The organism is Desulfosporosinus youngiae DSM 17734, assembly GCF_000244895.1.
Classification (GTDB): domain Bacteria; phylum Bacillota; class Desulfitobacteriia; order Desulfitobacteriales; family Desulfitobacteriaceae; genus Desulfosporosinus; species Desulfosporosinus youngiae.
This window is the reverse complement of sequence record NZ_CM001441.1, coordinates 5,513,394-5,527,710: the sequence shown is the minus strand read 5'-3', so window position 1 is coordinate 5,527,710 and position 14,317 is coordinate 5,513,394. Positions and strand designations below refer to the sequence as shown.

14 protein-coding genes are annotated in these 14,317 nt (G+C 44.7%); all 14 read left to right on the top strand.

The window, feature by feature from the left end; translation table 11 throughout:
- The first annotated feature begins 16 nt into the window (after positions 1-16).
- The 14 genes from DESYODRAFT_RS25760 to DESYODRAFT_RS25695 all read left to right on the top strand — a co-directional run bounded on the left by DESYODRAFT_RS25760 (position 17) and on the right by DESYODRAFT_RS25695 (position 14,149).
- Positions 17-406, top strand: coding sequence for a hypothetical protein (locus DESYODRAFT_RS25760; protein WP_157137253.1), 390 nt, complete (start codon positions 17-19; stop codon positions 404-406).
- The gene (locus DESYODRAFT_RS25755; protein WP_007787545.1) at positions 390-2,153 is read left to right on the top strand and encodes a DEAD/DEAH box helicase family protein; all 1,764 of its coding nucleotides are present in this window, start codon (positions 390-392) and stop codon (positions 2,151-2,153) included. The genes DESYODRAFT_RS25760 and DESYODRAFT_RS25755 overlap by 17 nt, the downstream gene beginning before the upstream one ends.
- Before the next feature lie 25 nt (positions 2,154-2,178).
- Entirely contained in the window at positions 2,179-2,919 is a 741-nt protein-coding gene (locus DESYODRAFT_RS25750) for a ComF family protein (RefSeq protein WP_007787544.1), read from the top strand.
- A 64-nt stretch (positions 2,920-2,983) separates the two neighbouring features.
- Positions 2,984-3,286: a zinc-ribbon domain containing protein gene (locus DESYODRAFT_RS25745; protein WP_007787543.1), complete on the top strand. Its 303-nt coding sequence runs from the start codon at positions 2,984-2,986 to the stop codon at positions 3,284-3,286.
- A gap of 403 nt (positions 3,287-3,689) precedes the next feature.
- Positions 3,690-4,484 (top strand): basic amino acid ABC transporter substrate-binding protein, encoded by a 795-nt coding sequence (locus tag DESYODRAFT_RS25740; protein WP_007787542.1) that lies wholly within the window; start codon positions 3,690-3,692, stop codon positions 4,482-4,484.
- 247 nt (positions 4,485-4,731) lie between these two features.
- Complete coding sequence (locus DESYODRAFT_RS25735) at positions 4,732-5,403, top strand: amino acid ABC transporter permease (protein WP_007787540.1); 672 nt, start codon at positions 4,732-4,734, stop codon at positions 5,401-5,403.
- Positions 5,390-6,109: an amino acid ABC transporter ATP-binding protein gene (locus DESYODRAFT_RS25730; protein WP_007787537.1), complete on the top strand. Its 720-nt coding sequence runs from the start codon at positions 5,390-5,392 to the stop codon at positions 6,107-6,109. Before DESYODRAFT_RS25735 ends, DESYODRAFT_RS25730 begins: the two co-directional genes overlap by 14 nt.
- A 159-nt stretch (positions 6,110-6,268) precedes the next feature.
- The gene (locus tag DESYODRAFT_RS25725; protein ID WP_007787536.1) at positions 6,269-6,466 is read left to right on the top strand and encodes a cold-shock protein; all 198 of its coding nucleotides are present in this window, start codon (positions 6,269-6,271) and stop codon (positions 6,464-6,466) included.
- A 173-nt stretch (positions 6,467-6,639) separates the two neighbouring features.
- Positions 6,640-7,170: a ribosome hibernation-promoting factor, HPF/YfiA family gene (hpf, locus tag DESYODRAFT_RS25720; RefSeq protein WP_007787535.1), complete on the top strand. Its 531-nt coding sequence runs from the start codon at positions 6,640-6,642 to the stop codon at positions 7,168-7,170.
- 245 nt (positions 7,171-7,415) lie between these two features.
- Positions 7,416-8,525, top strand: a complete 1,110-nt coding sequence (locus DESYODRAFT_RS25715) for an ISAs1 family transposase (protein WP_007787534.1) — start codon at positions 7,416-7,418, stop codon at positions 8,523-8,525.
- A 138-nt stretch (positions 8,526-8,663) separates the two neighbouring features.
- Entirely contained in the window at positions 8,664-11,171 is a 2,508-nt protein-coding gene (gene secA / locus DESYODRAFT_RS25710) for a preprotein translocase subunit SecA (RefSeq protein ID WP_007787533.1), read from the top strand.
- Positions 11,172-11,246: 75 nt separating this feature from the next.
- A protein-coding gene (gene prfB, locus DESYODRAFT_RS25705) for a peptide chain release factor 2 (RefSeq protein ID WP_007787532.1) occupies positions 11,247-12,354 on the top strand; the annotation gives its coding sequence in 2 pieces (ribosomal slippage) (positions 11,247-11,315 and positions 11,317-12,354; 1,107 coding nt in all).
- 27 nt (positions 12,355-12,381) lie between these two features.
- Entirely contained in the window at positions 12,382-13,212 is an 831-nt protein-coding gene (locus DESYODRAFT_RS25700) for a transketolase (protein WP_007787531.1), read from the top strand.
- On the top strand, positions 13,205-14,149 hold the full coding sequence (locus tag DESYODRAFT_RS25695) for a transketolase family protein (protein ID WP_007787530.1): 945 nt from the start codon (positions 13,205-13,207) through the stop codon (positions 14,147-14,149). The genes DESYODRAFT_RS25700 and DESYODRAFT_RS25695 overlap by 8 nt, the downstream gene beginning before the upstream one ends.
- Positions 14,150-14,317 lie beyond the last annotated feature (168 nt).

Genomic DNA, 14,317 nt, shown 5'->3' with positions numbered 1-14,317 from the left:
AGCAGGGGGTGAGAATTTGATGTTTTGGATGGGATTTGTCATAGTTTTAGCAATTCTTTCCTGGACAGTGGGCCCATCTTATGAGTGGGTAATCCCGCTAAAATGGCAAACATCCATTGAGGGATGGAAGGAAAGGTTTAGCAAGAGATCCTGCAGCTTAAACTTCGTTTGGAAGCTGAGTCAGGAGAATGGGGAGCTGGAGAAGCGGGTTTGGCTGCTGAGGAAAGAGCTGCCTGGCCTCCAGAAGATGAACAGGCTCCCGTTAAACGTCGAAGTTCAGATCTGTTCTGATTTGTCCCTTAGCCGTTTGGAGAGATACATAGCTTGTCTGCAGCGTCGGTTCACGGAAATAACGATTTGTGTGTGCCCGTGCAAGAGTAAGGGCGACAATGGAGGAACCTGCTAAGACCAGTGGGGCACATAGAAAGAGAGGAATAGTTGTGCTCTTTTATCTGACGTTAAAGGAAAACCATGACGTCGGTTTTTCTCCGTTTCAGGAACAGGACAAGTTGGGGGCGGGAGTTATCGGCTATCTTAGTGCCCCGCTCCCTTTATCAATGATTCATAACGTTCAGCATCGTTTGTCTGGTAAGAAACCAATGATCGTCTGGAATAGAAAAGATAAGTCGGAAAGCATTAAACGTCATATAACGAAGATAGTTGAAGATCTCAGTTGGGATACAAAGAACATGACCTGGAAGGAGGTAAGGGGGTGTTCATCTTCTGGTGAAAATCCACTCGATTTGGGTCGGGATAAGAGGAATGCATTTTGGCAGGCTATTAATCAGCGGCTCTTAGGAAGGCAGCTTTCAATTCGGGATTTTCAAGGACTCGCCCAGGAACTAACGATTGAAGAGGATGAGATCATAAAACTTGCCCATTATAATGTAGAGCAAGGAAAGGCACAATGGGTTCCTTCAGTGGAACGGACAAAAAGAGGGTGGCAGTGTCAGCGTTGTGGAGAAAAGGATGTAGAAGAATGGTCCGGTTTTTATGGACCGGCTGCAACCTGCCGAACTTGCGAGAGCATTGGCACCAGTACATCTTTAAAGGCCCTTTATCGAGATAAGCGTTCACTTTTGGACGGTCCTTCTATAGTTTCATTTGAGCCTCGCTGGGTCTTAACAGAGGCACAACGTCAGGCAAGCGAACAAGTAGCCGACTTTATCAAGGGTACATCTAGAGACAGAGCACTTCTATGGGCAGCATGTGGAGCCGGAAAAACCGAGGTGTGTTTTCCGGCCGCTGCCTGGGCATTGAAAGAGGGAAAATCGGTTCTTTTTGCTGCACCACGTCAAGACGTGATTCTTGATATTGCCCCGAGACTTAAACGAGACTTTCCAAATTACCCGATTCAGGTATTGACTGGGAACACTTCGGTTAAATTTCAAGTGGGCGGCATGGTACTGGCAACAACTCACCAAGTTCTAAGATTTTGGCAGTCCTTTGATGTGGTTTTCATGGATGAGATGGATGCCTTCCCCTATCATGGGAGCAGGGCCTTGGAATGGGGTTTGCACCAAGCTTTGCGTCAAGGGGGGAAACTCCTTTACTTGACTGCTACTCCTTCCCGGGACGGATTAAAGGCCGTTCAACAGGGGGAGATGCTGCTTATTCGGCTTCCTGCCCGGCATCATCGAAGGCCATTGCCGGTTCCCATATGGATAAAGTCCCGTAATCCGCCGGACCCTAATGGCTGTACAGGGGTATGGGCGAAACAGATTGAATTATTAAGACGACAGGGACCCGTACTGGTCTTTGTCCCGAAAATTTCTTGGGTTGACCCTTGGATTAAATGTTTCAGCAACGAATTTCCGGGTTGGCAGGTTGGGGGAAGTTACAGTGCAGATTCGGAACGTGGGGTCAAAATCAGGAACTTACAAAAGGGGGTGTATGATATCTTTGTGAGTACGACCATCTTAGAGCGGGGTATCACGCTCCCAGGAATTCAAGTAGTGGTCATTGGGTCAGATCACCCAATGTTTGATGAACGCAGTTTGGTGCAAATGGCTGGACGAGTAGGACGAACCAAAGAAAACCCTGAGGGAGGAATTCTGTTTTTGTCCAAGCAAATGACCTGCTCCATGAAGACTGCAGTACAATGGATAAAGGAGCAGAACAGGCGCGCTTTGGAATTAGGGCTTATTGACTGACCAAAGGAGAAAGAAGGGAGACGTCTTGAAGAGGTTCTGGAGAGAAGCACTTAAGATCACTGGTGCGCTGTGGTATGAAAATGAAGAGGTTTGTGTATTTTGTAATGAGGAGCAAGGTCCAATTTGCTCAATATGCAGCTTGAAATACCTTCTCCCTGAGTTGAGACGCTGTCAAGGGTGCGGGAAATTAATCGAGTCAGAGAACCTAAATTGTCTTGATTGTGCCGCAGGCAGAGGCCCTAAGCAGCTGGATCGGGTTACGGCTTGGGGACATTACTCCGGAGGGTTGAAGGAGTTTATTCAAACCGTCAAATTCAAAGCACATCCACGTCTGATCAAAACGATCTCCCGTCCCTTTTCAGACTGGGCGATTGGTCAGCTTCCCCCAGTTGACGGTATTGTGGCAGTCCCCATGCATATGAGCCGGCTGGCAGAAAGGGGTTATAATCAAGCGGAGGTTATCGCATCCGGCTTACACTGGGAGTTGGGATTGCCGGTTCTTTCCGGAGTTGAACGGCTTGAGGCAAGATCGCCCCAAGCCCTGCTTTCCCGTCAGGAGCGGTTAAATAACCTGAAAGGTGTATTTGCAGTGAGGCAGCCCGAACATTTTCTAGGAAAAAGCGTTTGGTTAATAGATGATGTAACGACAACCGGAGCAACCCTTGAAGCAGTTGCAGAAGCTCTGAGAGAAAGCGGAGTTCAGGAAATTTATGGTTTATGTTTAGCAGCAGGTATTGAAAAAAGACTTGTGCCTTTTGGGTATTAGAGGTATAATTACAAGTGGATGGGCACCGCCTGTTACATTTTTTTACGTAAGGGGAATATCTTTCATGGCCTTTGAAGACAAAGATCTAGTGTGTAAAGACTGCGGAGTGACTTTTATTTTCACAGTTGGGGAGCAGGAATTCTATGCTGAGAAAGGTTTCGAAAATGAACCTCAGCGTTGCCGTGAATGCCGCAACATTCGCAAACAAAACCGTAATAACCAAGAAGGAAGATCACGTGAGATGTTTACGGTTATTTGCGGGGACTGCGGAGTAGAAACACAAGTTCCTTTCCAACCTACATCTGATCGTCCAGTATACTGCCGTGAGTGCTATCAGCACCATCGTCCAGCTCGGGATCAATACTAATTCAAAGATTTTTGAATTAATTAATTTGACATTGACAAGCATTGGTAGACAGTTCGTCAGCCAATGCTTTTTATTTTGGAAGATTAATCAACAAGGTTATCCACAGTCTTTTTTCAAAAAAACAGGCTAAAAAGGATACTTATCCACATTATACACATACTCCTGTGTGTAACTTTAGGGGATAACCTTAATACTTGATAAAAAATTCATCCAATAGTAGTAGAAAATGATAAATTGAGGTTCTTGCAGCTTCAGGAAGAATAAGTGCTAAAATTGAAAAAATAAGTTGTATAATTATTCGCGAATGAGTATAATCGAAATCAAAAGGATAAGCTTAAGCAAGAAACCATAGCGTTTTCAGGAGGTTTTTTGCTAATAACGTCCAAAAGAGAGGGGAATATCTATGTTTAAATCAAAATTGCGTTTTGTTTTAGCCGGGCTACTAAGTTTAAGTCTCTTGACCCTTGCCGGCTGCGGCAGCAACGACGCGCCCAAACAATCGGATTCCGCACCTACCGAAAAAGTCCTGAGGGTTGGCTCGGATATTGCCTATGCGCCGTTTGAGTTTATGGATGAAAAGCAGCAGGCAACAGGGTTTGATATCGAACTTATTCAGGCTCTCGGGGCAGATATGGGATACACAAAGGTGAATATTGAAACAGCTGCCTTTGATGGCTTAATTCCTGCTTTGCAAGCCGGAAAATATGATGCGGTCATCTCGGCGATGACAATCACTGAGGAGCGTGCTAAGAGTGTCCAATTTAGTGACAAGTATTTCTTAAGTGGTCAATATATCGCTATGAAAAAAGGTGCCGGTTATAAATCATTAGAGGATTTAAAGGGCAAGAAAATTGGCGTACAGCTCAATACAACAGGGCAATATGCAGTCGAGGCAAAAGGAATGGACACCAAGAAATATGATACAACACCCGATGCTATGAACGCCCTGATAAGCGGCGGAGTAGATGCTGTTGTTGCTGACTCTCCGGTTGTACTTTGGTTCCAGGCCCAAAATCCTGATGCTCAAATTGAATCCGTCAATGCAGACTCTGGTGCAGAGTACTATGGAATAGCTATGAAACTTGGAAATACTGAATTATCGGATAAAATGAACGCTTCATTGAAAAAACTCATGGATAATGGAAAATATAATGAGATTTATAAGAAGTGGTTCAAAGAAGACGCTCCTAAATTTTAAGATTCTTTCTTACACACCTTTGAGCGTTTAACTAAAGGAAGGCACTGAGATGTAAAGTGCCTTCCTTTAATGTTACCTTTGAACTACAGGAAAGTTATGGACATGTTTTCTACTTGTAAAAATTTGCGGTAAACTATATAATTTTAGGGCGATATATTATGAAATAGCTGAAAAATGAGATTTCACTCACGTTACTTGATTTGTGGGTTGGTATACAAGAATAAACGATAGGAGGAATATTGTGGGAATGAACTGGCATGTCGTAATAGATAATATGCCTATTCTCGCCAAAGGGGCACTGCTAACTCTTGAGCTGACGGCTGGTGCTGTTGCAATCGGAGTCGTTATCGGTCTATTTATGGCCTTAGCAAGGCTATCCAAGCACAAATTGGTTCGTGCTGGAGCGATTGCCTATATCGATTTCTTTAGAGGGACTCCACTACTGGTACAAATCTTCTTAGTCTATTTTGGAATTCCGATGCTTCTTAAATGGCAGACTATGCCTGACAACTATCAGTATACCGCCGGAATATTAGCAATGGGCCTTAATTCGGGTGCTTACATTGCTGAGATATTCAGAGCGGGCATTCAGTCAATAGACCGGGGTCAGACAGAAGCAGCACGGTCATTGGGTATGACTCAGATTCAGGCTTTGCGGTATATTGTTCTTCCCCAAGCGTTTAAACGGACGATTCCTCCTTTAGGTAATGAATTTATTGCTTTGCTTAAGGATTCCTCGCTATTATCAATCATTGCGATACAAGAGCTTTTTTATACCGGAAAGATTATTGTGGGAAGAACCTATCAGCCGCTCCCCATGTATCTGGCAGTTGCTTTATATTACCTAGTAATGACCCAATTGATTGCCCAATGGGTTGCCTATATGGAGAGGAGGCTAGGTAAGAATGATCTTGGTTAAGAATTTGCACAAATCATTTGGCAAGCTCGAAGTTCTCAAGGGGATCAATTGCCATATAAGTGAAAAAGAAGTAGTTGTCGTTATCGGACCGAGTGGTTCCGGTAAGAGTACGTTCTTGCGCTGTTTGAATAAATTAGAAGAGCCAACCAATGGAGAAATTATCGTGGACGGAATTCCTCTTAACTCAGACGTAAATGTTAACGCGATTCGTCGGGAAGTAGGAATGGTTTTTCAGCGCTTCAATCTCTTTCCGCATATGACAGCCATTGAAAATATTGTACTTGCTCCGGAAGTTGTGCGAAAGACAAATAAGAAGGAAGCACGAAAGATTGGCATGGAGCTTTTGGCTAAAGTTGGGTTATTTGATAAAGCTGATGAATATCCGGACCGCCTTTCCGGAGGACAGCAGCAAAGGGTTGCTATTGCTCGGGCCTTAGCCATGAAACCTAAAATAATGCTTTTCGATGAGGCTACTTCCGCTCTTGATCCGGAAATGGTGGGAGAGGTATTATCCGTCATGAAAGACTTGGCACGTGAAGGAATGACCATGGTTGTCGTAACTCATGAGATGGGATTTGCTCGTGAAGTTGGAGATCGGGTGATCTTTATGGATGAAGGAATTATTTTAGAAGAGGGAAAACCTAACCAAGTCTTCGAGAGTCCTAAGAACCCGAGGACCCAGGCGTTTTTGAGCAAAATCTTATAAGCCTTTGTACATTCGCTGAGCATTGCCCAAGCAACTTCGAGGATCGAGCTTTGAGCTTCGAGTGAGGTTTAAAGTTAGGTGATGTTGGTTATCCTCCTTAGTATGAGTCAAGTTGGGATTAATTTCAGAACTTGGACAATTCAAGGAGGTTTTTTTTAAGTGGTAGGCAAAGTCAAATGGTTTAGCAAACAAAAAGGTTACGGATTTATTGAGCAAGAAAATGGGCAAGATATTTTTGTGCATTTTCAATCAGTCGTTGGAGACGGATTCCGTACTCTTGAAGAAGGTCAGAATGTGGAGTTTGATGTGATTCAAGGTCCGCGTGGAGAGCAGGCTTCTAATGTGATGGTCCGTTAATCTAATTCACAAATCGGCTGGAGAGAGAATTGTTGGTATTATATCAGCGATTCTCTTTTTGGGAATTTTAAGAGAAACTATCAAGATCCTTAACATTATATTAATATTAAGCAGGATTTTTTGTGTAAATCGGGAATATTACTTATATATCAGCATAGAAGGGGGTTGAATTAATGAACATTAATATTCGTGGTAAACATATCGAACTTACAGACGCCCTTAAAGAGTACGTTATGAAACGAGTGGGTAAGCTAGCTAAATACTCAGATGAGTTTATGGACGTTCAGGTAACCTTGCTTGTCGAACGTGATCGGCATCGGGTGGAGGTTACGGCTCCGCTTAATGGCATGATCTTACGTGGCGAAGAAGAAACTGAAGATATGTACTCGTCCATTGACATGGTTGTTGAGAAATTAGAACGTCAGATTGATAAATATCGGACTCGGATTAATAAGCGGATGCGTACCAAGGTCTTAAAAGATCACGATTCTAAGCATCCGGTTGCTGCGGCGGATGAACCGCGTGAGGAAGTCGTCCGGCATAAAAAGTTCTCTGCGAAACCCATGTCAGTAGAAGAAGCCATTATGCAGATGAATCTCGTAGGTCATTCGTTCTTTGTGTTTACCAATTCAGAGAGTCAAGAGATGAATGTAGTTTACCTCCGTAATAATGGCGACTATGGGCTGCTTCAACCCCAGACTTAATTCAGTCAAGAAGCGTGGCAAATTGCGTGGCGTAATCGGACTGAGCCCTCGCTTTAATAATCAGGCGAAAGGCCCGCATATGCGGGCCTTTCTACATAAGTAATCAGGAATGATCATAGATTCTACCACAACGTTTCGGAAACAGAAATGGGTATCCTATAAGTAAATCCCCACGTCAAACGCATGAGAAATAGCTAAAAGAGCGAAAGGATGGTAAACTTTCCCCAAGAGAAGAGGGGGAGTTTATGATGAAAGAGCTCTTTGCAGAAATCGAACGAATCAATGACCCAAGGCAAGCCTATAAAACCAAGCACAAACTGATTGACATCGTAGTCATTGTGTTGATTGGAATGTTAGCTAATGCGGATACTTGGGAGGAAATCCAAATCTTCGCTGTTTCTAAACAGACCCTTTTGAGGAAGTATCTGGACCTTCCCCATGGCATTCCTTCGCATGATACCCTTCAGCGTGTCATGGCGCTTATACATCCGGAAGCTATGAGGCAGATCCAAATGGCTTTCAACCAAATGCTAAGCCAAGAAGAAGGAAAAAGCCTTCAGAAGATCATCAATATTGACGGAAAAACGATGCGTGGCACTGCGGTGATTGAAAAGCGCCCTCTGCATGTCGTCTCAGCCTGGTGCAAAGAAGACGGAGTCTGTTTTGGTCAAACGGTCGTCCATGAGAAAGAGAATGAAATCATAGCCATTCCTGAACTCCTTAAAACCTTAACGATCAAGGGATCTATTGTCACTCTAGACGCGATGGGGACACAAACTAAAATTGCCGAACAAATCATCAAGCAAAAGGGAGATTATGTGTTAGCCCTCAAAGAGAATCAAGGGAATCTGTACAAAGATGTGGTCTTGTATCTTGAAGATAAAGAATTCCGAACAAAAGCAGCCTATACCCAAACGATAGAAAAAGCACGAAGTCAATTAGAGAAACGCCAATATTATCAGAGTGATGATCTATCGTGGCTACTGGATCGGCAAAGATGGAAAGGGCTAAAAAGTATAGGAATGGTCGTTAAAACGATTGAAAAGAAAGGTCGAATTAGGGAAGAGACGAGATATTATATCAGTAGTTTGCCGCTGGATGTGGAAACGATGGCGAAAGCGGTGAGAGGACATTGGGCGATTGAAAGTATGCATTGGCAGTTGGATGTGACCTTTCGAGAAGACGGTAACACGACGTTGGATAAAAATGCGGCATTAAACCTAAACATCTTACGCAAAATGTGCCTGCCTCTTTTGAAACGATTAGACATAGGAATGAAGGCCTCGTTAAAGGGGAAACGATTTGCTTTTTGTTCTGATCCAGTCAAGTACATTGAACAAATCATGCAAATGTAATTTTTGAAATTCACGTTACAAGTTTTATCAGAGTGAATGCTTTCATGCGTTTGACGTGAGTAAATCCCCTAGCTTGGTTGCAGTCGTATCATAGGGATGTTAGAATTAATGAATATAGGATTGAGAAAGGTGGACATAATGGGGTTTTTAAATTTATTTGATGACAATGCGCGTGAAATACGAAAATATAAAAAACGCGTTGCGGTGATTAATAGTCTGGAACCGACGATCCAAGCTTTGAGCGATGACGAATTGCGTGGTAAAACCGCTGAATTCCGAGGACGTTTAGAGCGGGGCGAAGATCTAAACAGCCTATTGCCTGAGGCTTTTGCTGTTGTCCGGGAGGCCGGCCGCAGGGTGATTGAACAGCGTCACTATGATGTCCAGTTAATCGGAGGAATGGTACTCCACGACAGCCGGATTGCGGAGATGCGTACAGGGGAAGGAAAAACCCTCGTAGCTACGTTACCGGCCTATTTGAATGCTTTAACAGGAAAAGGAGTCCATGTTATTACCGTCAATGATTACCTGGCCCGACGTGACAGCGAATGGATGGGACGAATTCACAAATTCTTAGGGCTATCTGTGGGTTTAGTGGTTCATGGCTTAAACTATGAGGAACGTCGGAACAGTTATGCTTCAGACATTGTTTATGGTACGAATAATGAATTCGGGTTTGATTACCTTAGGGATAATATGGTTACGCGGCCTGAGGCTTTAGTTCAACGTGAGCTTCATTATGCTATCGTGGACGAGGTAGACTCGATTCTTATTGACGAAGCACGGACCCCGCTTATTATTTCGGGTGAAGCGGACAAGCCGACGGAGTTATATTTCAGAGTGGCTATGATTATTCCGCGCTTGAAACCTGAGGAAGATTACAAAGTTATTGAAAAGGAACGAGTTGTCACCCTTACAGAAAAAGGCGTAAGTCGAGTTGAGAGTATGTTGGGAGTCGACAACCTTTATGAGGATATTCATACCGAGTTGGCCCATCACGTCAATCAAGCCCTGAAGGCGCACACCCTCTTCAAACGGGATCGGGATTATGTGGTTAAAGACGGAGAAGTCATTATTGTTGACGAGTTTACCGGACGTCTGATGTTTGGGCGTCGCTACAGTGAAGGTCTGCATCAAGCCATTGAAGCCAAAGAGGGCGTAAAGATTGAAAAAGAGTCTCAAACACTGGCTACGATCACCTTCCAAAATTACTTCAGAATGTATGATAAACTTTCAGGTATGACCGGAACGGCTATGACGGAAGAACCGGAATTCCGGAAAATATACAAACTGGATGTTGTGGAGATCCCAACCAACAAACCTTTGCTGCGTAAAGATGAACCAGATGTTATTTATCGCACTGAGGAAGGGAAGTTCTTAGCGGTTGTCGATAGTATCATTGAAAAGCATGCCAAAGGACAACCACTTCTTGTAGGAACGGTTTCGGTCGAAAAATCCGAACATTTAAGCAAACTCTTAGAACGACGCGGAGTTCCGCACCAAGTTCTTAATGCCAAATTCCATGAAAAAGAAGCTGAAATTGTTGCGCAAGCCGGACAACACGGCATGGTTACGATCGCTACAAACATGGCAGGCCGGGGAACCGATATTATTTTAGGTGAGGGCATAGCAGAAATAGGCGGCTTACATATTATTGGGACAGAACGGCACGAATCCAGACGGATTGATAATCAATTGCGGGGACGTGCCGGACGTCAAGGCGACCCCGGATCAACTCAGTTTTTTATTTCGTTAGAAGATGATTTGATGCGCTTATTCGGTGCGGAAAATATTATGGGAGTCATGGATAAATTAGGAATGGATGACAGCATACCTATTACCTCAAAAATGATTTCCCGTTCTATTGAAACCGCGCAACGGCGGGTTGAGAACCGCAACTTTGATATTCGTAAACATGTTCTTGACTATGATGATGTCATGAATCAACAACGTGAGGTTATTTATGCCCAGCGCCGGGCAGTGCTCATGGGAGAAAACCTGTATGACAATATTATGGACATGTTAGAAAAAGCAGCCAAAAACAGTATCACTATGTTTAGTGGAGAAAGCACCTTTCCGGAAGAGTGGGATTTGGCTAGTTTAGCAGATTATGTTGAAGGCTTCTTTCTGCCGGGAATTCATTTATCTCCCGAAGAATTAGCCGATCTTTCGGCCGAGGAAATTGAAGAAATGCTGATTGATAAGGCCAAAGAACTTTACAAGAGCCGCGAGGAGATGTTTGGTGCCGACCTGATGCGGGAAGTTGAGCGTGCTGTGATGCTTCAAGTTGTCGACAGCAAATGGATGGATCATCTTGATGCCATGGATATGCTGCGGGATGGCATCGGCTTACGTGCCTATGGTCAGAAAAACCCGCTCGTTGAATATAGACGTGAAGGGTTTGAAATGTTCCAAGGGATGATTGAGTCCATTCAGGACGATATAATCCGTTATGTCATGCGGGTCACACCACAGGTAAGGGAAGAAGTCGCTGAGCAGCCGCGTAATGTGACGGAAAACCGTTATGAGGGTGAACCTAGCAAACCAATTCACACAGGAGACCAAATCGGTCGTAATGACCTCTGTCCTTGTGGAAGTGGATTGAAATATAAGAAGTGTTGTGGAGCAAAGAAAAAGCAACGCTGATAAATTCAGTGAGCTGTTGCTTTATAGATAGATAATAATCTAGAAAGCAAACTGAATTGGAAAGGGTGATAATGGATGCTTTCTGATTGGAAAAAGGAATTAGAAACATTAGAAATGTCTTTGGCAGATTTGAGGGTTTCCCTTTGACGTTGCTAAGCGTCGGGATAAAATCAGTGCTTTAGAAACAGAATTTCATAGACCGGATTTATGGGATGACCCTGTGAACGCCCAAAAGATCATGCAGGAGCTATCCTTGCATCAAGGCAAAGTTAAAACCTATGAAGAGCTGAAGCAGGAACTTGAGGAAACTTCCACCCTTTGGCAACTAGCGGTAGAAGAAGACGATGTAAGCCTGGAACCCGACATCGAGCAAGGAATAGAGGCGCTTAAGCAAAGGTTTGAAGCTTTGGAATTAGAATTGCTGCTTTCCGGGCCCTATGACCGGAATAATGCTATTTTGACCCTTCATGCGGGAGCAGGGGGGACAGAAGCTCAAGATTGGGTGCAAATGCTCTACCGGCTTTATATTCGTTGGGGAGAACGCCACGGATATAAAGTCGAAACCCTTGACTTTCTGCATGGAGAGGAAGCAGGTATTAAAAGTGCAACCTTGTCCTTTAGTGGGGAAAATGCCTACGGCTATGCTAAATCGGAAAAAGGTGTGCATCGCTTAGTGAGGATTTCCCCGTTTGATGCATCCGGACGTCGTCATACTTCATTTGCCTCCGTGGATGTAATACCCGAAGTTGCTGAGGACAATGATGAGATACCCATTGATGCTGAAGACTTAAGGATCGATACTTATCGATCCGGCGGAGCAGGCGGTCAGCATGTTAACAAAACCGATTCTGCCATTAGAATTACCCACTTACCCACCGGTATTGTCGTCCAGTGTCAGAGTGAACGTTCGCAAACTCAAAATAAAGCCGCGGCCATGCGGGTTTTGCAGGCTAAGTTGTTGGAGCTTAAACGTAAGGAACAAGAAGCGGAGATATCTGAAATCCGGGGCGAGCAGCAAGAGATTGCCTGGGGCAGCCAAATACGTTCTTATGTCTTCCATCCTTACAGCCTGGTCAAGGACCACCGTACCAATGTGGAAACAGGGAATGTCTCGGCAGTGATGGATGGGGAAATTGATGCATTCATCGCAGCGTTTCTACAGAAGACTAAAACAGTGCATTGAGCCAAATGTTAAAGGAGGGAATTGGGCGTGATCAAAACTGAACTAAAGCGAGTCGCAAATGTTATTCGTCAAGACATCATATCCATGCTTGCCGCCGCAAAATCAGGACATCCCGGCGGAAGCTTATCCGCTGCAGATATCGTGGCGACCTTGTTCTTCAATGAGATGAAAATTAATCCCCAAGAACCTAATTGGGCGGATCGGGATCGCTTCGTCCTCTCTAAAGGGCATGCAGCTCCCGTGCTTTATTCCGCTCTTGCGGAAAAGGGATATTTCCCCAAAGAGGAGTTGCAGGGGCTTCGCAAAACAGGCCATCCCTTACAGGGACATCCGGATATGAAAAAGACCCCTGGAGTCGATATGTCGACAGGTTCATTAGGGCAGGGGCTATCAGCCGCTAATGGCATGGCCTTGGCAGGCAAGCTGGATGGCAAAGATTACCGGGTATATGCCTTGTTGGGCGATGGTGAAATGGCAGAAGGGCAAATTTGGGAAGCAGCTATGGCGGCAGCTCATTATAAGCTCGATAATCTCACGGCGATTATCGATTATAACGGATTGCAAATAGACGGCAAGACGGACAGCGTCATGTGTTCCGCTCCCCTTGCCCAGAAATGGCAGGCATTTTGCTGGCATGTGATTGAAGTTGACGGGCATGAGATAGATGCTTTGCTCTCAGCCTTTGCTGAGGCAAAAACAGTGAAAGGAAGGCCTACGATGATCATTGCCAAGACAGTGAAAGGGAAAGGAGTTTCCTTCATGGAAGATCAAGCAGGCTGGCATGGGAATGCTCCTTCGCTTGAGCAAGCAGACCAGGCCCTAAAAGAACTGCGGGAGGAGGCGGCGAACCTTGGCTGATAATTTAGCGACACGTGAAGCATATGGTAGGGCTCTCTTAATTTTAGGAGCCGAAAATCCCAACGTTGTTGTGTTGGATGCCGATTTATCAAAGTCAACCAAGACCGCTGACTTTGGTAAAAACTATCCGGAACGTTTCTTTAACATGGGGATTGCTGAGGCAAACATGCTTGGGACTGCCGCAGGGTTAGCTGCCGCAGGTAAAATCCCTTTTGCCAGCACCTTTGCAATTTTTGCGGTTGGACGGGCCTTTGAGCAAATCCGTAATTCGATTGCTTATCCTAAGCTAAATGTGAAAATCGCAGCGACACATTCCGGAATTACAGTAGGAGAAGACGGCGGTTCCCATCAGGCTATTGAAGATGTGGCGATTATGCGCGCTGTTCCCAACATGGTTGTTCTGGTTCCGGCTGATGGGGAAGAAACCCGTCAGGTAATTTTAGCTGCTGCCAACTATTACGGCCCTGTTTACATTCGTATGGGCCGCCTGGATGTACCGCTCCTTTTTGGCGATGACTATCAGTTTGAGATTGGGAAGGCAAATGTCCTGAAAGAAGGAACCGATGCAGCCATCATGGCTAATGGGGTTATGGTTTCGATGGCCCTGGAAGCCGCTGCTGAACTTGCCGCCGAAGGAATAAACGTCAGTGTGGTTAATGTGGCATCGGTCAAGCCGCTGGATGAAGAGACAATTGTGCGTATTGCCAAAACGACCAAAGCTGTAGTGACAGCAGAGGAACATAACGTTATCGGTGGATTGGGAAGTGCAATCTCAGAAGTTCTGGCAGAAAAACAGCCTACTCCGATCGTCCGTGTTGGTTTGAAAGATACCTTCGGAGAATCAGGGAAACCCTCGGAGCTTCTTGAAAAGTACGGGTTAACCAAAGGTGACCTGGTGAAAGCGGTTCATGAGGTACTTGCTAAAAAACAGGGGTAACTATATCAAAGCAATTAAGAACTGGATTATGTTGTCAGGAAAAAGGGATCAGCCTAGGCTGGTCCCTTTTTTGAACTTATTTTTTGTCTCTGAGAAAACGTTGGATTGTTTTAGCTATATAGACAGGAAATCCACAGCTGGTGTCGAATAAACTAAGGGTTATGGAGA

Excerpts from the sequence above, each read along its gene's own strand:
- DESYODRAFT_RS25745 (WP_007787543.1), top strand. The coding sequence starts at position 2,984 with ATGGCCTTTGAAGACAAAGATCTAGTGTGTAAAGACTGCGGAGTGACT.
- DESYODRAFT_RS25740 (WP_007787542.1), top strand. The coding sequence starts at position 3,690 with ATGTTTAAATCAAAATTGCGTTTTGTTTTAGCCGGGCTACTAAGTTTA.
- DESYODRAFT_RS25755 (WP_007787545.1), top strand. The coding sequence starts at position 390 with ATGGAGGAACCTGCTAAGACCAGTGGGGCACATAGAAAGAGAGGAATA.
- DESYODRAFT_RS25730 (WP_007787537.1), top strand. The coding sequence starts at position 5,390 with ATGATCTTGGTTAAGAATTTGCACAAATCATTTGGCAAGCTCGAAGTT.
- DESYODRAFT_RS25735 (WP_007787540.1), top strand. The coding sequence starts at position 4,732 with ATGAACTGGCATGTCGTAATAGATAATATGCCTATTCTCGCCAAAGGG.
- hpf (WP_007787535.1), top strand. The coding sequence starts at position 6,640 with ATGAACATTAATATTCGTGGTAAACATATCGAACTTACAGACGCCCTT.
- DESYODRAFT_RS25715 (WP_007787534.1), top strand. The coding sequence starts at position 7,416 with ATGATGAAAGAGCTCTTTGCAGAAATCGAACGAATCAATGACCCAAGG.
- secA (WP_007787533.1), top strand. The coding sequence starts at position 8,664 with ATGGGGTTTTTAAATTTATTTGATGACAATGCGCGTGAAATACGAAAA.